This is a genomic window from Pseudonocardia asaccharolytica DSM 44247 = NBRC 16224 (assembly GCF_000423625.1).
GTDB classification, from domain to species: Bacteria; Actinomycetota; Actinomycetes; order Mycobacteriales; family Pseudonocardiaceae; genus Pseudonocardia; species Pseudonocardia asaccharolytica.
In genome coordinates this window covers 33,047-54,556 of record NZ_AUII01000006.1, presented here as the reverse complement: position 1 = coordinate 54,556, position 21,510 = coordinate 33,047, and the positions used below count along the sequence as shown (strand labels likewise).

Annotated in this window: 19 protein-coding genes and 2 pseudogenes; 15 read left to right on the top strand and 6 right to left on the bottom strand. The window is 73.0% G+C overall.

Features of this window, described 5'->3' with window-relative positions; genetic code table 11:
- The gene (locus G567_RS0109170) at nucleotides 1-243 is read left to right on the top strand and encodes a DUF3039 domain-containing protein (protein WP_028929746.1); all 243 of its coding nucleotides are present in this window, start codon (nucleotides 1-3) and stop codon (nucleotides 241-243) included.
- Here G567_RS0109170 and G567_RS27750 read toward each other — a convergent pair.
- Nucleotides 216-1,373 carry a YihY/virulence factor BrkB family protein gene (locus G567_RS27750; protein ID WP_051232646.1) on the bottom strand — a complete coding sequence of 386 codons (1,158 nt, stop codon included), beginning with the start codon at nucleotides 1,371-1,373 and terminating at the stop codon, nucleotides 216-218. The two genes, G567_RS0109170 and G567_RS27750, sit on opposite strands and share 28 nt — an antisense overlap.
- Nucleotides 1,374-1,562: 189 nt before the next feature.
- Here G567_RS27750 and G567_RS0109160 point away from each other — a divergent pair, with 189 nt between their 5' ends.
- Nucleotides 1,563-3,290 (top strand): DEAD/DEAH box helicase, encoded by a 1,728-nt coding sequence (locus tag G567_RS0109160; protein ID WP_028929745.1) that lies wholly within the window; start codon nucleotides 1,563-1,565, stop codon nucleotides 3,288-3,290.
- Between the two features lie 112 nt (nucleotides 3,291-3,402).
- On the opposite strand, the gene G567_RS36120 is transcribed toward G567_RS0109160, so the two are convergent.
- Nucleotides 3,403-3,588, bottom strand: coding sequence for a DUF7455 domain-containing protein (locus G567_RS36120; protein WP_028929744.1), 186 nt, complete (start codon nucleotides 3,586-3,588; stop codon nucleotides 3,403-3,405).
- Nucleotides 3,589-3,878: 290 nt separating this feature from the next.
- Between G567_RS36120 and G567_RS27745 the strand changes: the two genes are divergently transcribed.
- Both G567_RS27745 and G567_RS27740 read left to right on the top strand, forming a co-directional pair.
- A complete protein-coding gene (locus G567_RS27745) occupies nucleotides 3,879-4,760 on the top strand; it encodes an EamA family transporter (protein WP_051232644.1) in 882 nt (293 codons plus the stop codon).
- Nucleotides 4,761-4,843: 83 nt separating this feature from the next.
- Entirely contained in the window at nucleotides 4,844-5,728 is an 885-nt protein-coding gene (locus tag G567_RS27740; RefSeq protein WP_245585607.1) for a DMT family transporter, read from the top strand.
- Between the two features lie 41 nt (nucleotides 5,729-5,769).
- On the opposite strand, the gene G567_RS27735 is transcribed toward G567_RS27740, so the two are convergent.
- Both G567_RS27735 and G567_RS0109135 read right to left on the bottom strand, forming a co-directional pair.
- On the bottom strand, nucleotides 5,770-5,949 hold the full coding sequence (locus G567_RS27735; RefSeq protein WP_037056498.1) for a DUF7455 domain-containing protein: 180 nt from the start codon (nucleotides 5,947-5,949) through the stop codon (nucleotides 5,770-5,772).
- 133 nt (nucleotides 5,950-6,082) lie between these two features.
- Nucleotides 6,083-8,656 carry an Hsp70 family protein gene (locus tag G567_RS0109135; protein WP_028929743.1) on the bottom strand — a complete coding sequence of 858 codons (2,574 nt, stop codon included), beginning with the start codon at nucleotides 8,654-8,656 and terminating at the stop codon, nucleotides 6,083-6,085.
- Nucleotides 8,657-8,833: 177 nt separating this feature from the next.
- Here G567_RS0109135 and G567_RS31935 point away from each other — a divergent pair, with 177 nt between their 5' ends.
- From G567_RS31935 to G567_RS36115, 4 genes are read left to right on the top strand one after another with little or no spacing between them, the layout of a single operon-like run.
- Nucleotides 8,834-9,502: a histidine kinase gene (locus G567_RS31935; protein WP_051232640.1), complete on the top strand. Its 669-nt coding sequence runs from the start codon at nucleotides 8,834-8,836 to the stop codon at nucleotides 9,500-9,502.
- Nucleotides 9,493-10,158 carry a response regulator transcription factor gene (locus G567_RS0109125; RefSeq protein WP_028929742.1) on the top strand — a complete coding sequence of 222 codons (666 nt, stop codon included), beginning with the start codon at nucleotides 9,493-9,495 and terminating at the stop codon, nucleotides 10,156-10,158. The genes G567_RS31935 and G567_RS0109125 overlap by 10 nt, the downstream gene beginning before the upstream one ends.
- 36 nt (nucleotides 10,159-10,194) lie before the next feature.
- Nucleotides 10,195-11,535: a sensor histidine kinase gene (locus G567_RS0109120; protein WP_037056496.1), complete on the top strand. Its 1,341-nt coding sequence runs from the start codon at nucleotides 10,195-10,197 to the stop codon at nucleotides 11,533-11,535.
- Entirely contained in the window at nucleotides 11,532-14,444 is a 2,913-nt protein-coding gene (locus tag G567_RS36115) for a sensor histidine kinase (RefSeq protein ID WP_051232638.1), read from the top strand. The genes G567_RS0109120 and G567_RS36115 overlap by 4 nt, the downstream gene beginning before the upstream one ends.
- A 189-nt stretch (nucleotides 14,445-14,633) precedes the next feature.
- Here G567_RS36115 and G567_RS36110 read toward each other — a convergent pair.
- Together G567_RS36110 and G567_RS0109110 are read right to left on the bottom strand one after the other, a co-directional pair.
- Nucleotides 14,634-14,714, bottom strand: a pseudogene (locus tag G567_RS36110) (hypothetical protein); the annotation flags it as partial.
- A gap of 220 nt (nucleotides 14,715-14,934) precedes the next feature.
- On the bottom strand, nucleotides 14,935-15,564 hold the full coding sequence (locus tag G567_RS0109110) for a TetR/AcrR family transcriptional regulator (RefSeq protein ID WP_051232637.1): 630 nt from the start codon (nucleotides 15,562-15,564) through the stop codon (nucleotides 14,935-14,937).
- Nucleotides 15,565-15,778: 214 nt separating this feature from the next.
- On the opposite strand from G567_RS0109110, the gene G567_RS33000 reads away from it, so the two are divergent.
- From G567_RS33000 to G567_RS0109075, 7 genes and pseudogenes are all read left to right on the top strand, one after another.
- Entirely contained in the window at nucleotides 15,779-16,654 is an 876-nt protein-coding gene (locus G567_RS33000; protein ID WP_084796027.1) for an acyl-CoA dehydrogenase family protein, read from the top strand.
- A complete protein-coding gene (locus tag G567_RS0109100) occupies nucleotides 16,651-16,917 on the top strand; it encodes a Clp protease/crotonase-like domain-containing protein (protein ID WP_028929739.1) in 267 nt (88 codons plus the stop codon). The genes G567_RS33000 and G567_RS0109100 overlap by 4 nt, the downstream gene beginning before the upstream one ends.
- Nucleotides 16,914-17,640, top strand: a pseudogene (locus tag G567_RS27710) (enoyl-CoA hydratase-related protein). The gene G567_RS0109100 and the pseudogene G567_RS27710 overlap by 4 nt, the downstream one beginning before the upstream one ends.
- 184 nt (nucleotides 17,641-17,824) lie before the next feature.
- Nucleotides 17,825-18,763 (top strand): GAF and ANTAR domain-containing protein, encoded by a 939-nt coding sequence (locus tag G567_RS0109090; protein WP_028929738.1) that lies wholly within the window; start codon nucleotides 17,825-17,827, stop codon nucleotides 18,761-18,763.
- A gap of 149 nt (nucleotides 18,764-18,912) precedes the next feature.
- The gene (locus G567_RS0109085; protein ID WP_245585592.1) at nucleotides 18,913-19,959 is read left to right on the top strand and encodes an ABC transporter substrate-binding protein; all 1,047 of its coding nucleotides are present in this window, start codon (nucleotides 18,913-18,915) and stop codon (nucleotides 19,957-19,959) included.
- Entirely contained in the window at nucleotides 19,926-20,723 is a 798-nt protein-coding gene (locus G567_RS0109080) for an ABC transporter permease (protein WP_028929736.1), read from the top strand. Before G567_RS0109085 ends, G567_RS0109080 begins: the two co-directional genes overlap by 34 nt.
- Nucleotides 20,716-21,483, top strand: coding sequence for an ABC transporter ATP-binding protein (locus G567_RS0109075; RefSeq protein WP_028929735.1), 768 nt, complete (start codon nucleotides 20,716-20,718; stop codon nucleotides 21,481-21,483). The genes G567_RS0109080 and G567_RS0109075 overlap by 8 nt, the downstream gene beginning before the upstream one ends.
- Nucleotides 21,484-21,510 lie beyond the last annotated feature (27 nt).

Genomic DNA, 21,510 nt, shown 5'->3' with positions numbered 1-21,510 from the left:
ATGGCTACCCAAGCGCTGCCCGATGTCGATACTCGCCCGGAGGGCACCGACTCGACGGGCAACGACGAGCCCACGATGTTCCACTACGTGAAGAAGGCGAAGATCGCCGAGAGCGCGGTCGTGGGCAACCTCGTGGTCGCGCTGTGCGGGGAGACGTTCCCGGTCACCAAGTCGCCCAAGCCGGGCTCGCCGGTCTGTCCGGACTGCAAGAAGATCTACGAGTCGCTGCCGCCCGGCGACTGAGCCGGACCTGCCGGGCACCGGGCCTGGTCACGTACCGCGGGCCGGGGCGTCCAGGACCTCGCCGGGACCGCTGAGGAGAGGCTCGGTCGCCTCCTCGGTGCGGACGGGCCGGGGTCCTCGGGGGCCGGCGCGGCCGCTCGTCGGGCGGCGATCCGGCGCATCGACAGCAGCCGCTGCAGTCTGCGCTGGCGCCGGGTGGGCCGGACCGGCCAGACCTCCTCGACGGCGTTGTTGAGCTGCGCGCCGAGCACGATCGAGAACCCGAGCAGGAACGCGAACAGCAGAAACGCGATGGGGGTGGCCAACGCCCCGTAGGTGTAACCGGTGCTGGTGATGACGGCGATGTAGATCCGCAGCCCGGTGGTCGACACGATGAACACCACCATGGCCAGCAGCGCACCGGGCAGCAGCCGCCGCCACGGCAGGCTGTGTGGCAGCGCGGCCTTGTAGAGCGTGGTGAGCACCAGCACGAGCAGCAGCCCGACACCGGGGTAGTAGAACGCGTCGACGATCGAGACGGCCGTCGGCCGCCACGACTCGGGGAGCACCTGGGGTAGCAGCGTGGGCCCGAGCGCCACGATCGGCAGGGTCAAGACCGCGACGACGAGCGCGAACAGGTAGATCAGCAGCGAGAAGATGCGCTGCCACACCGGATGCCGCACCTCGTACTGACCGTGCGCCTCGGTGATCGAGTCGACGATCGCGGAGATCGCCGAGGATCCCGCCCACAGCGAGATGAGGAAGCCGATCGAGACGACGTCGGCGCGACCCTTGGTCAGGATGCTCGCGGCCGTCGGCGCGATGATCTGGTCGACGACCTCCGGGGTGAACACCCGCCGGGAGAACTGGATGATCTTGCCGTCGACGATCTGCACCGTGGCCGGGCCGAACCAGCCCCCCACATAGCCGAGCGAGCCGAGCAACGCCAGCAACAGCGGCGGCAGCGACAGGGCCTGCCAGAACGCAGTCTGCGCGGACATCGAGAAGATGCCGTCGTCCCACGCCTTGGCGACGGTGCGCCCGAGCACCCGCCGGAGGCCGTGCCTGCGGCCGCGCGGCGGCGACGGCCCCCCGGTCCGCCCTTCGGCGGTACCGCTGGCGGCCGTGTCCGGGCTTGTCTCGATGGCCATCGCCTCTCCAGGATGGACCACGCCCTGTGGTCCGCCACGCCGCGGCCGGGTCACGACACGCCGGATGATCCGCCCGGTTACCCTGACCGCGGCCTGCGTGCCGGCCCCTCGGCCGACCGCGGAGCCGGTCGAGCCCCGCGCCGTCGCGTGGCCGGACTCAGGGAAATATCCGTCCGACCAGGGAGTCGTGTGTCGCAGGCCGCCGAGAACAGTAGCGCGCTCACCGTCGCCGAACGTCCGCTGCGCGCCTGGCAGCGCAGCGCGCTCGCCCGCTACTTGACGTCGAAGCCGCAGGACTTCCTGGCTGTCGCGACCCCGGGTGCGGGCAAGACCACATTCGCGCTGCGGGTGGCGGCCGAGTTGCTGGCCGATCGGACGGTCCACGCTGTGACCGTTGTCACGCCTACCGAGCACCTGAAGTACCAGTGGGCGGCCGCGGCGGCGCAGGCCGGGATCGCGCTGGACCCGGAGTTCCGCAACTCGGCGGGCGGGACGTCGTCGGACTACACCGGGATCGCGGTGACCTACGCGGGCGTCGCCGCCCACCCGATGCTGCACCGCGCGCGCACCGAGAACCGGCGCACCCTGGTGATCCTCGACGAGATCCACCACGCCGGCGACGCCCGGTCCTGGGGGGAGGCGATCAAGGAGGCGTTCGACCCGGCCGGCCGCAGGCTCACCCTCACCGGGACCCCGTTTCGCAGCGACGACAACCCGATCCCGTTCGTCGAGTACGTGCCCGACGCCGAGGGCGCGCCGCGCAGCCGCGCCGACCACTCCTACGGCTACGCTGAGGCGCTCGCCGACGGCGTGGTCCGGCCGGTGGTGTTCCTCGCCTATTCCGGGACGTCGAGCTGGCGGACCAGCGCCGGGGAGGAGATCACCGCCCGGCTCGGCGAGCCGATGACCGCAGAGCAGACGGCGCGGGCGTGGCGGACCGCGCTGGACCCGGGCGGCGAGTGGATACCCGCGGTGCTCGAGGCGGCGGACCGGCGGCTGACGGGGCACCGGGCGGGCGGCATGCCCGACGCCGGTGGTCTCGTCATCGCCTCCGATCAGGCCGCCGCGCGGGCGTATGCCGCGATTCTGGAACGGGTGACCGGCGCGCCCCCGGTGATCGTGCTGTCCGACGAGCGGGGCGCCTCGGAACGGATCGCCCGGTTCGCGGAGTCGGACGAGCGGTGGATGGTCGCGGTCCGGATGGTGTCCGAGGGCGTCGACGTTCCTCGCCTCGCCGTCGGGGTGTACGCCACCAGCGCGTCGACGCCGCTGTTCTTCGCCCAGGCGATCGGCCGGTTCGTCCGGTCGCGACGGCCGGGGGAGACCGCATCGGTGTTCCTGCCGAGCGTGCCGGTGCTGCTGGGCCTGGCCAGCGAGCTGGAGGCCCAGCGCGACCACGTGCTCGGCAAGCCGCAGCGGGCCGACGAGCGCTGGAACGACGAGGAACTCGCCGCCGCGCAACAGCGCCAGGACGAGCCGGGGGAGGAGGAGAAGTCCTTCACCGCGCTGCACGCCGACGCGGAGCTCGACCAGCTGATCTACGAGGGCACCTCGTTCAGCGCCGACGAGGAGGACTATCTGGGTCTGCCCGGGCTGCTCGAGCCCGAGCAGGTGCGCACGCTGCTCAACCAGCGGCAGCAGGAGTGGCTGGCCCGTGGGGTGCGTGGGGGTGCGCAGCCGCCGGCCATGTCGCGGCCCGAGCCGCCTGCCCGGCGTCCCGAGCCCTCGGTGCGCGAGCGGCTGCACAGCCTGCGCAAGGAGCTCAACACGCTGGTCGCGATGTACCACCACCGGACGAACAAGTCGCACGGGGCGATCCACAACGAGCTGCGTCGCACCTGCGGGGGGCCGGTGACGGCGATGGCGACGATCGAACAGCTCGAGGAGCGCATCGCCACCCTCCGCTCCTGGCGCTGACCCCCGTGCGCGGGGGCTCGCACTCGCGGGGAGCGAAGACGGCAGGGCGGGAACCATGCGGTTCCCGCCCTGCCGGGTGTTCGCGGAAGGCCGGCCTGATCGCCGGCCTCGATCAAGCGCCAGACTGCAGTTCGACGTCCAGCTCGCGCAGCTTGGCCGCGTGCGCTCGCGCGTGGTGCCCACAGAAGAGGAGCTCTCCGCCGGACGGCAGTACGGCACGGACCTTTGCAGCCGCTCCGCATCGGTCACAGCGGTCGGCGGCGGTCAACTCAGGCCGGGTGAGTGTTCCTGGCTGCACAGCGGTCTCCCTCCGTCTCGACACCGGTTCCCCGGTATCGCTTGCTGTGACGACCGCTCGCGCGGTGCGCCCACTCTTGCAGACGTACAGCACCCCTGCGGATGTTCCCGATTTCCGTCGCGACAACCGTCACGTTTGCCAGTGGAGATCGACGGGGCGTCGCGGCGGTGAACATCCGCAGATTCAGTTGACTACGAGTGAATAATGCGGTGCGAGGCGTCACCATCGCAAGGTGTCCTCCGTCATCGCCTCGCGGGTGACGACTACGCTGCGCAGTCGTGCGGGGCGGGATGCGAGACCGGGTTCCGGCTCCCGTCCTGTTCGTCGTCGGGGGCACCTCCATGTATGTCGGGGCGGCCCTCGCGGTCGGTCTGTTCGACCTTCTCTCGCCCACCTCCGTCGCGGTGTTACGGATCGTCGGGGCCGCGGTGGTCCTGCTGGTCTGGCGACGGCCCGGCGCTGCCGCATGGCGCGGCGGCCGGCTGGGTCCGGCGGTTGCGTTCGGTCTGGCCACGGCGGGAATGAACATCGCCTTCTACGCGGCGATCGCCCGGTTGCCGCTGGGTACGGCTGTTGCGCTGGAGTTCTGCGGGCCGGTCGCCGTGGCGGGGCTGGCCTCGCGGCGGGTGCGGGATGTCGCCGCCGTCGTGCTGGCCGCCCTCGGCGTCGCGCTCATCGCGGATGTGCGCTGGTCGGGCAGCCCGTCGGGGGTGCTGTGGGCACTCGCGGCGGCGGCCCTGTGGGCCGCCTACATCCTGCTCGGCAAGCGCGTTGCCAGCGGTGGCAACGGCCTCGACGACATGACGGTGGGCTTCACGCTGGCCGCCGCGGCGCTGCTGCCGGTGCTGTTGCTCGACGACCGGGCGGTTCCCGCACTGGCGGAGCCGAAGGTCCTGCTCATCGGCCTCGGGGTGGGTGTGCTGTCCAGCGCGCTGCCCTATGTGCTCGACCAGGTCGTCCTGCGGCGCCTCGGGCGGGCTCGGTTCGCGGTGCTGCTGGCGCTGCTGCCGGCGACCGCGACGGTCGTCGGGTTGATCGGTCTCGGCCAGGTGCCCGGCGGGCTGGAGACGCTCGGGATCGTCGCCGTGGTGATCGCCGTCGGGCTGCGTTCCCGCGACGGAGACGGTCCGGTCGGGCGGGATCGAAGGGCGACAGACTACTACGGAGAGTAACGGAATTCGTCCCGGATGCCGGCGGAATCGGGCGGGCCCGTGTTTGGAACCGGGTAACCAGCGGTGTGCTCGGTGTTGCGCTCATGCTGGTGGCGGCGTTGCTGAACGCGCTGGCGTCGGTGTTGCAGCGTCGCACGACGAGGGATCAACCCGAGTCCGCGGAGTTCTCGATCGGAATGATCCGCGACCTGCTTCGCCATCCGGTGTGGCTGCTCGGCATCTGCTCGATGATCGCCGGTTTCGTGCTGCATGCGGTGTCGATCTCGTTGTCGCGGATCGCCCTTGTCCAGCCGCTGCTGGTGGCCGAACTGCCGTTCACCCTGGTCATGGCGTCGTGGGCGTTCCGGATGCGGCTTGCGGCCCGCGACTGGCTGGCGATCGGGATGCAGTCGGCCGGGCTCGTGGCGTTCGTGGCCTGCCTGGCCCCCAGCGACGGCGATCCGGGGGCCGTCCCGGGCGCGACGTGGGCGTTGGGGATCGGGGTGACGGCGGCGGCGATCGCCGCGATCGTGGTGCTGGGTCACCGGGGGCGTCGCGAGCACCGGGCCGCGCTGCTCGGCATCGCGACCGGCGCCGCGTTCGGGCTGAACTCCGCCCTGATCGCCGGCGTCGGTGCCACGGTGACCCACGGCGGGGGTCTCTTCACCACCTGGCAGACCTACGGTGTCGCGGTGCTGGGCCCGATCTCGTTCTTCCTGCTGCAGAACGCGCTGTCCGCGGGCAACCTCGTCGCCTCCCAGCCCGGTTTCACCCTGGTCAACCCGTTGGTGTCGGTGGCGTGGGGGCTGGTGGTGTTCGGCGAGCACGCCCGCGGCTGGCCCTTCCTGGCCGGCACGCTCGCGGGCGCGGGGCTGATCGGTGCGGGGACGATCCTGCTGGCCCGGTCGGAGCTGCTCGACCCGGACGTGACACATGAGCACGACGGCGAGGCCGACGAGAGGGCCGCGGGTCAGCGGGCCCACTCCTGATCGTGGCGACGCGATCCCGCGCAGAACCGGCGCGCGCCCGGTCACTGCTCCGGGCTGAGGCGTGCGCCGGCGGCGTGCAGGCCGGATCGGTGGGCGCGGGCGTGGTGCTCGCAGAACAGGAGCTCGCTACCGGCCGGCAGCACGGCCCTGACCTTGGCGGCGGCGCCGCAGCGGTCGCACCGGTCCCGGCGGGTGAGCGGGGCGGACAGCGTCGTGACCATCGTGGGTCTCCTTCCGGAGCCGGTTCTTCCCGGGCCCCTGCAGGATGCGCCGCCGGGCCTTCGGCCAGCCATCACGTTGTCCCTCACAACGCCGGGGCGAACCCGCCGCCGCGGGTAGGGACAACCCGTCGGGTCAGGTCCCGATCTCCAGGATCCGCAGGGTCCCGTCCTCGAGGTTGGTCACGTAGGCTTGCTTGCCGTTGGGCAGCACCGCGATGCTCGTGGGCGACTTCCCGGTCGGGATGGTCGCGGTGACCTGGAAGGTCTCGGCATTGATCACCGAGACGGTGCCCTCGGTGACGTTCGCGGTGTAGGCGAAGCGCCCGTCCGGGGCCCACACGATGTTCTGCGGGTTCTTGCCCACCGGAACCGTCGCGACGACCTTCTGGGTGTTGGTGTCGATCACCGACACCGACGCGCTGTCGTAGTTGACGTTCGCGACCAGCGGCCGGGTTGGATGCACGGCGACGCTGTGCGGGCTGGTCCCCACCGGAACCTCGGCGATGACGGTGTCGGTGGCGGTGTCGAGGACCGAGACCAGGTTCGACTCGTGGTTGGCGGTGTAGGCGCGGGTGCCGTCCGGGGAGAACGCCACCCAGTGCGGGTTGCGAGCCACCGTGATGGTGTCCAGCAGGGCGTTGTTGCTCGTGTCGATCACGGACACGTTGCCCGAGTCGTGGTTGGGGACGTAGAGCCGCTTCCCGCCGGGCTGAACAGCCAGCGCGAAGGGCCGGGTGTTGACCGGGATCGTCGCGATCACCGAGTTGGTGGTCGTGTCGAGGACGGCGACGACGTTGACGGTGCGGGCCTCGTTGAAGACGCTCACATACACGCGTTTGCCGTCGGGGGAGAAGGCGAGGTACTGCGGTGGTCCCGCGCTGATCGGAATGGTGGCGGTGACCTGGTTGACCGCGGTGTCGACGACCGTGACGATCCCGGCGTTGCGGCCCGCGATGTAGAGCAGCTTGCCGTTGGGGGAGGCGGTGACGAAACCCGGGGTGCGTCCGACCGGGATGGTGGGGCCGATCGTCGGGATCGGCACGCTGGTGGCGACCGCGGCGGTACCCGGGCCGCCCTGGCCCGCGCCGCCGGCATTCGGATCGGTGGACTCGGCGACGGGCGGTTGCGGGTTCCCGAACCGGTCGACCGCGACGTAGCCGAGCAGGCCGACCAGCGCCAGCAGCGCCACGACCGCGGAGACGATCAGCAGCGTCCGCCTGCCCCCGCCGGGGGAGGTGGGCGGCGGCGGGCCCGGGGAGATATCGCCCGGCGGAGCACCGGGCGGCCCTGGCCAGGCGTTCGGCGGGCCTGCCGGCGGTCCACCGGGACCCATCCGGCCCGTGGTGGCCCCCGGCTGCGGCGAATGCTGGCTGGGGATCGCGCCGGGCGGCACGCCGGGTGGCACGGAGCCGCCCACCCCCGGGCGCGGATCGGGCGCCGGCGAGCGCGGCGGAGCGGCCACGGCGGCCGCGCCGGTGAGGGCCTCCCGTCCGACGGACGATCCGTTCGCAGACCCACCCCATCCGGACTGCCCCGGCGGCCCGGAGGACGCAGCCGCCGCGGCGGCTGCGGTCGATCCCGCGGCCGCCCGCGCCGGTGGTTCCCGCTCGTCGGGGACGATGATGGTGCTCGGGGCGGGGGCGCCCGCGGGGGCCCCGGCCAGCGCGGCGGCGCCGAGCGCGACCGCGTACTTCGGGTGAGCGTCGACGACGGTCGGGCGCCGCAACGCCGCGGAGAGCATCGAGGCGATCAGCGGGATCCGGGACGATCCGCCGACCAGCAGCACCGCGGTGAGCTGCTCGGGTGTGACGTTCGCCGAGCGCAGCGTCCGCTCCAGCGCCACGATCGTCGACTCGACCGGGGCCCGCACCATGTCCTCGAACTCCGCCCGGGTCAGCCGGACGTCGAAGTGCCGGTTGGGGAGGAACACCGGGATCGTGGTCTCGGTGTCGATCGACAGAGCCTCCTTGGCCAGTACGCAGTCCTGACGCAGCCGGGCCAGCGCGATCGCGGTCTGCGGATCGCCCATGTCCAGCTCGGACAGCGTGCCGCCGGAGGCGTAGTTGATATGCGACAGGATCGCCTCGTCGAAGTCGACGCCGCCGAGGCGTTCGATCCCCTCCGGGATGCCGAGGATCTCGATTGCCTCCGCCTGTTTGCGCAGGACGGTGGCGTCGAACGTGCCCCCGCCGAGGTCGTAGACCGCGACGGTGTCACCGTCGGCGAGGTCGCGGGACGCGGCGTAGTGGGCCGCCGCCGCCTCCGGCTCGGTGACCAGTCGCGGGGCGGTGAGCCCCGCGGCCTGCGGGACCTCCTCGAACAGCTCGCGGCGGAACGGGCCCCAGTTGGCCGGATGGGTGAGCACGACCTGGTCGGGTGCCTCGCCCTCGGTCTCGGTGACCCGGGTGAGGACGTCGCGCAGCAGCGCGCCCAGCAGCGCGGTGACCGCGTACGCGGCGCCGCCCAGCATCACCGGCGTGGGGTCGCCGAGCCTGCGCTTGAACTCGCGGCCCACCCGCTCGGGGCTGCTCACCGCCCGGCGGCCCGCGGCGTCGCCGGTGACCACCGTGCCGTCCTCGCGCAGGTAGACGACGGCGGGAGTGACCACGGACCGGTCGCCCAGGGTGAACATCTCGACCCGGGACTCATGCGCGATCGCGGCAGCGACGAATGTCGTGCCGAGATCGACGCCGAGGTTGTAGGTCACCGCGACTCCTCTGAGCGGGTTGCCATCGTAACGAGAATCACGTCCGAGCCGATACCTGCACAGTCGAGAAGAGTCAGATCGGTGTTAGCCGGATACCGCGGATTCGGGGAGAACCCGACCCGCGAGGTGGGGTTCGCCCCCCTTCCCGGCCCGCCCGGCGGGGGTCAGGATCTTCCCATGACGCTCGAGCCCGCGCAGCGCACCGGTGACGCGTCCGGGCATCGTCCCGCCGACCCACCCGACCGGGCCGAGCGCATCCCCGAGCCCGCGGGTGAGCAGCGCCGGCGTCAGGGACGCGAGCAGTGGCTGCGCCGGCGGCGGCTGGAGCGGCAGCTGCACGACGGCGCCGCGCTGCGGATCTCCGCGCTGTCCCTGCAGCTCGGGTTGTTCCGGCATCGGGTTCCCGCGGACGAGGCGGTCCTGCAGGAGTCGATCGACGGGTTGCAGGACGAGTTGCACGCGGTCCTGCAGGAGCTGCGCGACGTCGCGGGAAAGATCTATCCGCCGCTGCTGGACGAGGCGGGCCTCGGCCCGGCGCTGCGCGAGCTGGCGGACCGGGCCGACGTGCCGGTGCACGTCACGACCACCGCCAGCAGGTTCGGTGCGGCCGCGGAGGGCGCCGCCTACTTCGCCGTCGGCGAGCTGCTGGCCGTGCTCGCGCCCGGGTCGGGGCCGGTCGCGGTGGTGGTCGATGCCGCCGACGGCGTGCTGGTCCTGTCGCTGACCGGCGTCGACACGCGGCACGCCGAGGTGGTGGACTACCAGGTCCGGCCCCTGGGTGGAACGGTCGACGTCGCCGCCGGAGGCGGAACCGGGACGATCACTGCGAGGATCCCATGCGAGTAGCCCTTGCCGAGGATGGAGCCCTGTTCCGGGAGGGCCTGCTGATGCTGCTGCGGGCTGCCGGGCACGAGGTCGTGGCCTGCGCGGCGGGTGGCGACGAGCTCGTCGCGCTGCTGGCGAACCAATCCGCGGACGTCGCGATCCTGGACATCCGGATGCCGCCCGAACCCGACGGGGGCCTGGTGACCGCCGAGCGGCTGCGCGCCGCGCATCCCGCGATGGGGCTGCTGTTCCTCTCGCACTATGCGGAGTCGCACTACCTGATGCGGATCCTGCAGATCGGCACCGAAGCGATCGGGTACCGGCTCAAGGAGAAGGTGGGCAGCGTCGACGTCCTCACCGACACCCTGAGCCGGATCGACGCCGGTGAGATCGTCATCGAGCCGGTGCTGGCGAAACGGCTGGTGGAGCGGCCGCGCGGAGACAAGAAGGACGTCGTCGCGGCGCTGTCGGAACGGGAGCTCGACGTGCTGCGGCTGATGGCCGAGGGCCGCTCGAACAACGGTATCGCCGGGCAGCTGTTCGTGACGCCCAAGGCCGTCGAGAAACACATCGCGAGCATCTTCGGCAAGCTCGGGCTGCACGCCGACACCGCCGAGCACCACCGAAGGGTGCTGGCCGTCCTGACCTACCTGCGGTCGCAGCGCGACGGCGAGTAGCCGACGCCGGGATAAGCGACGGGGGCGCGGTGGGCGATGACGCGGATGATCGTGGCGAGGGTGCTGCGCCTGCTGCTGGTCGGCTGCTATGTCGCCGTGGTGTTCCTCGCGGTCCTCGCCGTGGCCGGGCTGGTTCTCGGGGCCGAGCGGCTGGACCTGCTGGCGCCGTTCGCGGCCGCACTGGTGGCCGCGGGCGGACTCGGGCTCGTGCTGCCCCATATCGACCGCCTGGTCGGGCAGCTGACCCAGCACCGCCAGACCACGCCGTACTCGGCGCTCGCGGCGGCGGCCGCGCGGATCCGGGCCGGAACGCTGGCCGAGGCGCTGCCCGGGCTGGCCGAGGTCCTCGCGGAGGGGACCGGCGCGCAGCGGGCGGTGCTGTGGCTCGCGGTCTCCGACCGGCTGGTCAGCGCGGCGGTGTTCCCGCCGGAGCCGGACGGGAACACCGCGACCCCGCACACCGTCGACAACCTCGGGGTGCTGCTCGCCCGGCCGGACACCGACCACGTCGTCCCGGTCCTCGACGGGCCGGTGCTGCGCGCGGCACTGGCGATCGGCAAGCCGGATGTCCCCCTCACCCCGGCCGACCAGCAGCTGATGCAGGACGTCGCGAACGGCGCCGGGCTGCTGCTGCGGGGCGTCGCGCTCAACACCGAGCTCGAGCAGCGCGTCCGGAGGGCGGCCGAGCTGGCCGCCCAGCTGCAGGAGTCCCGGCAGCGGCTCACCCATGCCCGCGAGGTCGAGCGGCGCAGGCTCGTCACCGAGCTCTCCCACGTGACCACCGACCGGCTCGCCGCGCTGCACCGCGACCTGGCGGCGGCCCGCGCCGCGCTCAACGGCCCTCCCGGTGATCCCGAGCAACCCCAGCGGGGGCTCGCCAAGGCCCGCGCGGGCCTGGACGAGCTGCTCGAGCGGTTCCGGGTGATCGCCAGGGGCGTGTACCCGGCGGTCCTGCGCGATCAGGGGCCGGTGGGCGCGCTCGACGAGCTGGTGGCCGACCTGCCGCGTCCCGTGCAGCTCAGCGGCGGACCGATCGAGCGGCTGGACTGGGAGGTCGAGTCGGGGATCTACTATCTCACGGCATCGGCGATGCAGCATCTGGCGGGTGTCCCGGCGGAGGAGGCGCTGCGCGTCCACCTCGAGCACGCCGAGGGGAGGCTGACGGTGCGGATCACGGACCCGGCCCTTCCGACCCCCGCCGGCGAGGTGCGGGCCGCGCTCGCCGATGACGTCGAGCGGCTCGCGGCGCTGGGCGGCGACGTGGAACTCACCGAGGACGGCAAGGGCGGCGCGCTGCTGCGGGCGACGCTGCCCGACCAGCTCCATCCGGCGGTCGAGCAGCTGGGTCTGCGGGCGCTCGCGCCGGGGCCACGATGACCGTCCCGGCGGCCGGACGGGTCGCGGATGCGGCACCGGCGGCAGCGGCCCGTCCGGCCGTCACGCTGCCGGTCGAGCGGGCGGATACGGCGCCGCGCGAGTCGCGGCTCATGGTCGGCGGGTACATCGGGCTGCTGACGCTCGTCGCCGTCGTGACGGTCGGCTGGCTCGCCGTCGGCGCGGTCGTCGCCGTCGCGGCCTACCGGCCCGAGGTCGCCGCCGCGTTCACCGAGGCCGCGCAGGGGGGCAGCGCCTGGGCCCGCGGCGTGCAGGCCGCGATTCCGCGCAGCGAGCCGTTCGACCAGCTCGTGCCCGACTTCGCCTTCAGCCTCCTGAACCTGGTCATCGCGGTCCTGCTGCTCTGGCTGGGCCACCGGGCCTGGTTCATCCGGCTGCTGGCCATCGCGATGATCGGCTCCGCGGGTGCGTTCAACCTCCAGGCGCACGCGGCGGCGGTCGCGGTGCAGATCGCGACCGGGCTGTCGATGGGAACCCTGCACCAGATCCTGCTGCACGGGGTGGCGGGCGCAGCCTACATCCTGGCCATGCTGGTGTTCCCGAGCTCGCTGTGGCGGTTACAGCCCGACTCCGGCCTGACCCGCCGGTTGCTGCTGTTCGCAGGCCTCGGCGCGCTGCTCGTCGCCGGGTTCGCGACCGCGCTGCTCCCGCACACCACCAGCTGCGTGCTGCTCTTCGGCTTCGGCGTGCCGCTGATCGGTCTGGCCGTGCTGCCGCGCCGGATCCGGCGCGGCCCCACCGCGGGGCAACGCACCCAGGCCAGGTTGCTGTTCAGCGTGCTGGCCGCCGCGTTCGCGACGACCGTCGTGCTGGGCGTCATCACGCTGTTGCTGGTCGTGCTGGACTGGCCCGGGCTCACGGTCCACGACCCGACCGCGGGCGGGGAGCACGGCGAGCCGACCGGGCTGCTGTTCTGGTTCGCCCGGCTGGCGGCGGCCGCGATCGCGGGCGCGGTGCTCGTGGCGAGCAGGCGGACCCGGCTCTGGACGGCCGAGCGGCTGTTCAGCCGCGGCCTGGCCACCGCGCTGCTGGTGACGCTGCTCGGCGGCGGGTACGTGGTGGCCAGGGCGGTCACGATGGTGCTGCTCGTCAACTGGCCGGTGGCGCCGGTGGCCGCGACCGCCCTGCCGACGGCGCTGGTCGCGCTGGCCGCCCTGCCGCTGTACGTCCGGGTCGAGCGGCTGGTGGACCGGCTGCTCTACGGCACTCGGCCGACGCCCTACAGCGTGCTGGCCGAGGTCGCGGCGCTGTCGCGGGCGACCTCGACCGACGCGCCGGACCTGACGCGGATGGCCGAGGCGGTCGCCCGCGGGCTGGGCGCGACCTCGTGTTCGTTGACCGTCTTCCGGGCGGGGTTGCGCGACCGCACCTACCGCTGGTCGGACACGGGGTCCCCGCCGGCGGCCGAGGACCTCGTCGCGGTCCCGATCCGGCACGGCGAGGAGCAGATCGGCCGGATCGCGGTGGACCGGGCCGCGGTGGCGGGCCTGCACGCCGAGCGCGCGCACCTGCTCGCCGATATCGCCGATAGTCTGGGCGTCGTCCTGCAGGCGAGCCGGTTCGGGATCGAGCTGGAGCGCCAGCTGCGGGCCGCGGTCGCGCACGCGGAGGAGATCGCGGTCTCCCGCCGGCAGGCGGTGGCCGAGATGGACGCCGAGCGGCGGCGCATCGAGCGGGACCTGCACGACGGGGCGCAGCACCACCTCGTCTCGCTGAGCCTCACTCTCGGGCTGGTCGAGCTCCAGGTTGCGACGGGCGACCGGGACCAGGCCCGGCGGCAGCTCGACCAGGTCGAGGAGCAGCTGGGCACCGCCGAGGCCGTGCTCGCCGAGACCGCCACCGGGGTGTCCTCGACCGCCCTGTCCACGCACGGTCTGTACGCCGCGCTGACCGCCGACCTCGCGGGCGGCCCGGCGCCGGTCGCGGTCGACACCGACGATGCGGTCGCCGGGCGCCGGTTCCCCGCCGAGATCGAGGCGGCGGTGTACTTCTGCTGCCTGGAGGCGGTGAACAACGCGCGCAAACACGCACCGGGTGCGCCGATCGCGCTACGGCTGGCCGAGACCGACGGCCGCCTGACGTTCACCGTCCGCGACGACGGGCCCGGGTTCGCCCAGGACCGGGATCCGCGGGCGGCCGGGCGTGGGCTGCGAAACGTCATGACCCGGATCAGCGCGGTCGGCGGGACGATCGCCGTGCGTTCCGCGCCGGGCGCGGGGACGAGCATGGAGGGCTCCGTGCCGGTTCCGGCCGCACCGGCGCCCGCGGCGGCCGGCCCGCCCGCCACCCCCGTCGCGGCCGCCGCGCCGCCGGACGAGCCCGCGCTCGTCGACCAGGTCCGCGAGGCGGTGCGCGAGGCCGGGCAGCTCTACCGCGATGGCCCGTTGCGCGAGCCGGTGCGGGAGCTCGGCGAACGGCTGGAGCAGCCGCAGCGGATCGCCGTGAGCGGCCCACCGGGTCCCGGGGGGTCGACCGTGGTGGCGGCGCGGGCCAATGCCGTACTGGCCGAGCTCGACGCGCTGGTCCGGTCGGCACCCGCCGATGAGCAGGGCCGCCGGCTGCGCTACCGGATCGACCGGATCCGCGCCGGGGAGCACGAGCTCGCCGAGATCGAGCTGCTCGACGTCCTGCGCGCAGGCGACCTCCCGCTGCCCGAGGACGAGTGCCGCGCGGCCGAGCGGCTGCTGGGCGCGGCCGGCACCGAGCCGTGGAGCCGGCTGGGGCTCGCCGCGGACACGGGGCCGCAGGAGCTGCACGCGGCGGCGATGGCGCAGCTGGCGAGGTGGCGGCGCCGGTTCTCGCATCCCGCGTCGACGAAGGCGGTGCGCGACGGCGCCGAGGTGCTGATCCGGATCTGCGAACGCCTGCTGGCGCCCGTGAGCGGCGAGTAGCGCTGGGGGCGCTACTCGCCGCTCACGGGCGGTCAGGAAGGGTATGCCGGCCCGGGGCCGTCGCTGCACCGCGCCCACGGCGGCGCGCTCCACGAGGCTCGACCTCCCGGCCGGCGGTTTGACGCCGATGCCCTCGACGACCTGGGTCGCGAGCCCGTGGTCGACGTGGTTGAGTTGTTCGACCCCGGCCTCGGGGACGTGCCTGTGGTCGCATCTGCCGAGCTCGAAGCGGAACGCCGCCACGATGTGCTCGCGCTCCCAGTCCGACATGGAGTTGCAGAACAGGTGGCCTGGCTGTAGTAGTCCTGGAAGCCGACCGCGCGCTTGCGGATCTTGTGGCCCTCCACCTTCTCCTGGTAGTGGGCGAACACGCCCTCATCGGTGATCGTCGGGCAGCCGCCGCTGGGGGTGTTCTTGTGGTAAGAGGCCCTGGCCGCCGCGCTGGCCCCGGCGGCCGCCCGGGTCCGCCCGGACGGACCGAGCGATCCGATCAGGGCCGGTGGTCGACGATCCGCAGCGCGATGGCGGTGTAGCGGGCCACCAGATCGGGCAGACCGAGCTCGCCCCGCGGGTCGTACCACTGGGCGATCGCGTTGCAGGCGGCCTCGATCGCGCGGCGCGCGTCGTCGGGGTGTTCGCAGCAGAACACGCCCCGCGCGACGCCCTCGTCGACGATGCCGGCCCACAGGAGGGTGGCGGACCGGCGCAGACCGTCGAGCCGCTCGCGGTTCGCCGGCTCCAGGTTGCGCCATTCCCTGGCTCCGATGTTGCTCTCGACGCGATGCCGCACCCGGAACTCGACCGTCGCCGCGACCATCGCGCGCAGCCGCTCGGTCGGGTCGTCGCCCGCCTCGGCCAGCGCGATCTCGCACATCCGGAAGAAGGCCTGCGCGCTCTCCTCGATGAGCGCGGCGAGGAGGCTCTGCTTGCTGGGATGCCAGTAGTAGAGCGCCGAGAGGCTGAGCCCGGCCCGCCTGGCGATGTCGCGAATCGAGGCGCCGTGGTAGCCGCGTTCGGCGAAGATCTCGCGGGCGGCGCCGGTGAGAGCGTCGCGGCCACCGCCGCGGGGAACGCCCGGAGCCACCCGCAGGTCGGCGACGGACCGGTCGGGGGTGCTCATCGGGACAGCATAGGAGCGTCGCCGGGCCGGACGTTCCTTTGCCTGCTTAACGAGTGATCAGTAGGTTCGGGGCAGGTGTCGCCGGTCGGGAACGGGCGAGGTGAACAACTGTGGCCGAACAGCTGCGCCGCGCGAAGCAGTTCCAGGCCGCGCTGCACGCCGCCGGGTATGCCGGGATCACCTGGCCGGGGCGACCGTGCGGCCGCTGCGGGACATGTCCGGGAAGGCCCCGTTCAACGAGGTGTACCTCGACGACGTGCGGATCCCGGCCGACGCGGTGATCGGCGAGGTCAACGCCGGCTGGCGCGCCGCGGTGACGATGTTGGGCCACGAGCGGGTGTCGATCGGCGCCGCCCGGCCGTCCCGCAGCAACGCGCTGGCCTACGATGCGCTCGTCGCGCTGGCCCGGCGCACCGGTGCCGCGGGCACGCAGCGGGAGCGGCTGGCCGAGTTCTATGCGCACGAGCGGGCGCTGGAGCAGGTCAACCTCCGGATGCGCCAGCAGGCCGCGGCAGGCGAGCCGCCCGGAGCCCGCGGCTCGGTGGCCAAGTTCGCCGGCGCGCTACTGGCGCGCCGGGCCGTCGAGACCGCGAGCGAGCTGGCCGGCGCCGACGCGGCCGCGGTGCTGGATCTCGTCGCCGATCTCGCCGCGGTCGCGCTGGCCGCCGAACAGGTCGGCGGACTGGAACGGGCCATGGAGCTGACGGTCGACTACGCGAAGGTGCGGGTGCAGTTCGGCCGCCCGATCGGCTCCTACCAGGCGGTCAAACATGGCTGTGCCGAGATGTACTGCGCGTGGGAGCACGCCGTCGCGGTGCTGCGCCACGCCGCCTGGACCGCCGACCACGACCGAGCCGCGCTGCCACTGGCCGCGGCACTGGCCCAGACCTATATCGGACCCGCCTACTTCCAGGTGGCGACCGCGATGGTGCAGTACCACGGCGGGATCGGCTACACCTGGGAGCACGATGCGCACCTGTACTACAAGCGCCAAGAGCTCGCAGCTGCTGGGTACCCCGGCGCAGCACCGTCGCCGGCTGGCGGACCGGCTGGGTCTGTAGAGCACACCGCCGCGAAGGGAAGTCGATGATCGACGAGTCCGTGCTGTTGTCGCACCGCGACGGCGGCGTGCTGACGCTGACGCTGAACCGGCCGCGCCGCAAGGACGCGCTGGACCCGGCGCTGGGGGAGGCGCTGCTCAACGAGGCCGCCGACCGCTCGATGCGCGAGGCGCTGGCCGGCGAGGCGCGCGCCCAGGTGGTGAACTTCGCCACCGCGGACGCGCCCGCGGCGATCCGGGCGTTCGACGAGAAGCGTGACCCGGTCTTCACCGGTGCCTGGGCCGTGCCGTGACCGGGGCCACCGGGTACTCGCAGATCCGCTGCGACGTCGCCGAGGGTATCGCGACGATCACGCTGAACCGGCCGGACCGGCTCAACGCGTTCACCGCGACCATGGCCCGCGAACTGGTCGCCGCCTTCGACGCCACGGACGCCGACGACGACGTCCGGGTCGTGATCGTCACGGGCGCCGGCCGGGGTTTCTGCGCGGGTGCCGATCTCGGCCGCGGGGCGGCGACGTTCGACGCCACCGACGAGACCAGGGCCGCGGAGCGGGCCGGCTTCGGGACCATCGACGGCGTTGCGCGCGACGGCGGCGGCTATGTGTCGCTGCGCGTCGCGGCCTCGCGCAAGCCGATGATCGCCGCGATCAACGGTCCCGCCGTCGGCGTCGGGGCCACCCTGACGCTGCCGATGGACATCCGGCTCGCCGCCGAGTCGGCCCGGTTCGGGTTCGTGTTCACCCGCCGCGGCCTGGTTCCGGAGACCGCGTCGAGCTGGTTTCTGCCGCGGGTGGTGGGCATCTCCCAGGCGATGGAGTGGGTGGCCACCGGCCGGGTGTTCGACGCCGTGGGACGCTCACCGGCTCGATTCGGCGGCGATCGCCCGGCTCGGCCGGGGCCCGGACGCCGCGGAGGGCGTCACCGCGTTCCTGGAGAAGCGGGCGCCGCGGTTCCCCGGCCGGGTCGGCGACTACCTCGATGTCGTACCGGACTGGCCGGGCGAGCCATCCTGAGCCGGTCTTCCGCGGCGGTGAGGCCCCTCGATCGGGAGTGATCATTCGACGTAATGGGGCCGCCCATACGGCTTCGTGGAGCACGACATGATCGTCCGTGCGGCGCCGGCGATGGCCGGTGATTGACTACGGTATTCAACCGACGGCGTGCCTCCGCGAAACGGTGGCGAAAGGACGGTGAGAGGTGCCCAAGAACGACTCCGCGCTCATCAGCCTCGTACTCCAGGTGGGTCGCACCCCGGTGGCCCACCTGGACGTCGGCGCCATGCTGGCCGGAGTCTGCAACGCGCTACCCGTGGCGGTCGGGGTGCCCGGCGCGGTGGTCGTGGTCCTGGAGGTGCCGGACCCGCTGGCCGGCGGGCTGTTCGGCTCCGATGCCGCCGCGTTGCGGATCGGCGAGGTGCAGCACCAGGCGGGCGAGGGCCCGCTGCCCACCACCGTGCGCACCGGTCGGCGCACGGTGACCCCGGACCTGACCCGCAGCAGCCCTCCGGAGCTCGCCGAGGCGGCGAAGCAGACCGGTCTGACGAGCGCGGTCAACGTCCCGATCATGATCGACGGTAGGCCGGCCGGTGTGCTGCAGCTGCTCGGCAGCCAGCACCAGCCGGTGGCGCCCGAGCACGCGGACGCCGTCCGGCCGCTGGTCGACATGCTGTCGTGCCGGCTCGCCGACGGCCGCGCGTTCCGGACGGCTTCGGGCGCGGTCGCCCGGATGACCGCGCAGCTGGAGGTGGCGGCACCGATCGCGCAGGCCACCGGGATGCTGGCCGAGCGCTACCACACCGACGCCGAGGAGGCGGGACGGTTCCTGGCCAGCCAGGCCACGAAGGCCGGTGTCCCGATCGCCGAGATGGCCGCCACCATCGTGGCCGGGACCGTCGCCGGCACCGTCGTCGGCAGCGACCGCCCCGAGGTGCCCGCCCAGCGCCACGCCGATCCGGTACCGCCCACCGAGGACCGGCCCGGACGGCGCAGGCTCCATGAGTACCCGCACCCGCTCCCCCCGCCGGCCCGGACGTCGGCCGACCGTCCCGGTGGGCGGCGCAGGCTGGGCGAACCCGTCGCGGATCACCGGGGGGCTGCGCCGCACACCCCGCGGCATCGCCGCGCCGATATCCACTGAGCAGCCCGGCCGGTGGCCTTGGGCTCCGCCGCCGCGTATGGTCGTCGCCGACCGCGGGAGCACTCACGTACCGAGGGCTGAGAGGACGGCAGGACCGGCCGTCGACCGTTCGCACCTGACCCGGTTAGCACCGGCGTAGGGAGGAAACGGTGGTTGCCCCCGAGCTGACCAGATCCCGGATCGGCCGGATCCTCGGCCTCTTCGCGGTGCTGGTGGTGTTCCTCAGCGGCTGCGGCGGTGCCACCACGGCGGATGCGGGCGGCGGCCCGTCGCCCATCCGCGTCGCGCTGGACTGGACCCCGAACACCAACCACACCGGACTGTTCGTCGCCCAACAGCGCGGCTGGTTCCGCGACGCGGGGCTCGACGTCCAGTTCCTGCCCTACAGCGGGACCTCGCCGGACACGCTCGTCAGCTCCGGCGCCGCGGAGTTCGGGATCAGCTTCCAGGACTCGTTCAGCGTCTCGAAGGCGGCGGGCGCGGACATCACGTCGGTCATGGCGATCCTGCAGCACTGGGCGAGCGAGATCGCGGTGCGCGCGGACCGGACCGACATCAACTCGCCCAAGGACCTCGACGGAAAGGTCTACGGCGGCTTCGGCGGGCCCGGCGAGGAAGCCAAGATGCGCGCGGTGATCAGGAACGCGGGCGGCCGGGGCGAGTTCGACACCGTGGTGCTGGGCACGTCCGCCTACGAGGCGCTCTACGCCGGGAAGGTCGACTTCGCCGAGCCGTTCGTGGCGTGGGAAGGCATCGAGGCGCAGCTGCGCGGCCAGCCGCTCACGACGTTCGCCTACGCCGACTACGGATTTCCCGACGCCTACAGCGTGCTGCTCATCGGCAACGGCCCGTGGCTCGCCGAGCACCCGCAGCAGGCCAGGGCGTTCGTGCAGGCCACCCAGCGCGGCTACCAGTTCGGCGCCGACGACCCGTCCGCCGCGGGCAGGCTGCTCATGGACGCCAACCCCGGCGCGTTCACCGAACCCGAGCTGGTGGAGCGCAGCCAGCAGATGCTGAGCCAGCGCTACCTGCGCGACGCCTCGGGCCGGGTGGGCACCCAGACGCTCGCCCAGTGGGCCGGGTTCTCCGGGTTCCTCTACGACGCCGGCATCCTCGCCGACTCCGCGGGGAAGCCGCTCACCACCCGTCCGGACTTCGCGACATGGTTCACCGACGAGTATCTGGCGGCACCCTGACCAGGGGGCTGCGACGCGCGTTGCCGCCGCTGGTCGTCGTCGGCGTGCTGCTGGTGGGCTGGCAGTGGTACGTCACGGCGAGCGGCATCGCGCCGCAGGTGCTGCCCTCGCCGAGCCGCGTGGTCGAACAGGGCTGGGCGTCCCGCGACGTGATCTGGGCCAACACGGTCCCGACGCTGAAGGTGACCGGTGTCGGCTTCGGGGTGTCGCTGGTGATGGGCTGGGCGCTGGCGATCCTGGTGGACTTCTCGCCGTGGCTGCGCCGCGCGCTGGTTCCGCTGCTGGTGGCGTCGCAGACGCTGCCGATCATCGCCATCGCCCCGCTGCTGATCATCTGGTTCGGGTTCGGGCTGCTGCCCAAGGTCGTGGTCATCGCGCTGGTGACGTTCTTCCCGATCGCGGTCGGGCTCATCGAGGGATTCGCCTCGACCGACCCGGAGGCCTCGAACCTGTTGCGCAGCATGGGTGCCGGACGCTGGAAGGAGTTCCGCTACGTGCGGCTGCCCGGGGCGATGCCGTACTTCTTCACCGCGCTGCGGATCGGGATCACCTACGCCGTCACCGGTGCGATCTTCGCCGAGTACGTGGGCGCCAGCGCCGGGCTGGGAATCTTCATGAACCAGCAGAAGAACTCCTTCCGCACCGACCTGGTGCTCGCCGCGGTGGTGGTCACCGCGCTGCTCAGCGTCGCCCTGTTCGCACTGACCTACCTGGTCCAGCGGCTCGTCATCCCCTGGTACGCCCAGGAGCGGCGACGTGCGTGAGATCCGTGTCGAACATCTGGGCAAGACCTTCGGGACGCTGCCGGTGCTGTCCGACGTGTCGCTGCGGGCGGCGCCCGGCGAGTTCGTCTCGATCATCGGGCCGAGCGGCTGCGGCAAGAGCACCCTGTTCAACGTGCTGGCCGGGCTGGTCGCGCCGGACTCCGGCCGGGTGCTCGTCGACGGCGCGCCCGCCGGCGGGTCCGCGTTCGGCTACATGCCGCAGAAGGATCTGCTGTTTCCGTGGCGCACGGTGCTGGACAACGCGGCGCTCGGCCTCGAGGTCGCCGGGATGCGGCGGCGCGCCGCCAGGGCGAAGGCGCAGGCGCTGTTCGAGCCGTTCGGGCTCGCCGGGTTCGAGCGGGCGCGGCCGAGCCAGCTCTCCGGTGGGATGCGCCAGCGCGCGGCGCTGCTGCGCACGGTCGTGCAGGACCGTGAGGTGCTGTTGCTCGACGAGCCCTTCGGCGCGCTGGACTCGTTGACCCGCACCGGGATGCAGGAGTGGCTGGAGAAGGTGCGGGCCCGCTACGGCTGGACGGTGCTGCTGATCACCCACGACATCCGAGAGGCGGTGTTCCTCTCCGATCGGGTCGTGGTGCTGGGCCCGCGTCCGGCGAGGGTGTGCCGCGAGGTCGAGGTGGGACTGCCGCGCCCCCGCGAGGCCGGGATGGTCGGCTGGCCGCGGCTGCACGCCGTCGAGGCGGAACTGCTCGACGCGCTGCGCGGGCCTGGACGGACCGACCCCGTGCCCACGACCCGGTGAGCCGCGGTGCCGGGCCGTGGGAGGTCC

What these genes read in the sequence shown, in the direction of transcription:
- G567_RS0109170 (WP_028929746.1), top strand. Translation starts at nt 1, where the DNA reads ATGGCTACCCAAGCGCTGCCCGATGTCGATACTCGCCCGGAGGGCACC.
- G567_RS27750 (WP_051232646.1), bottom strand. Translation starts at nt 1,373, where the DNA reads ATGGCCATCGAGACAAGCCCGGACACGGCCGCCAGCGGTACCGCCGAA.
- G567_RS27745 (WP_051232644.1), top strand. Translation starts at nt 3,879, where the DNA reads ATGCGAGACCGGGTTCCGGCTCCCGTCCTGTTCGTCGTCGGGGGCACC.
- G567_RS27740 (WP_245585607.1), top strand. Translation starts at nt 4,844, where the DNA reads ATGCTGGTGGCGGCGTTGCTGAACGCGCTGGCGTCGGTGTTGCAGCGT.
- G567_RS27735 (WP_037056498.1), bottom strand. Translation starts at nt 5,949, where the DNA reads ATGGTCACGACGCTGTCCGCCCCGCTCACCCGCCGGGACCGGTGCGAC.
- G567_RS31935 (WP_051232640.1), top strand. Translation starts at nt 8,834, where the DNA reads ATGACGCTCGAGCCCGCGCAGCGCACCGGTGACGCGTCCGGGCATCGT.
- G567_RS0109125 (WP_028929742.1), top strand. Translation starts at nt 9,493, where the DNA reads ATGCGAGTAGCCCTTGCCGAGGATGGAGCCCTGTTCCGGGAGGGCCTG.
- G567_RS0109120 (WP_037056496.1), top strand. Translation starts at nt 10,195, where the DNA reads ATGACGCGGATGATCGTGGCGAGGGTGCTGCGCCTGCTGCTGGTCGGC.
- G567_RS36115 (WP_051232638.1), top strand. Translation starts at nt 11,532, where the DNA reads ATGACCGTCCCGGCGGCCGGACGGGTCGCGGATGCGGCACCGGCGGCA.
- G567_RS0109110 (WP_051232637.1), bottom strand. Translation starts at nt 15,564, where the DNA reads ATGAGCACCCCCGACCGGTCCGTCGCCGACCTGCGGGTGGCTCCGGGC.
- G567_RS33000 (WP_084796027.1), top strand. Translation starts at nt 15,779, where the DNA reads ATGTCCGGGAAGGCCCCGTTCAACGAGGTGTACCTCGACGACGTGCGG.
- G567_RS0109100 (WP_028929739.1), top strand. Translation starts at nt 16,651, where the DNA reads ATGATCGACGAGTCCGTGCTGTTGTCGCACCGCGACGGCGGCGTGCTG.
- G567_RS0109080 (WP_028929736.1), top strand. Translation starts at nt 19,926, where the DNA reads ATGGTTCACCGACGAGTATCTGGCGGCACCCTGACCAGGGGGCTGCGA.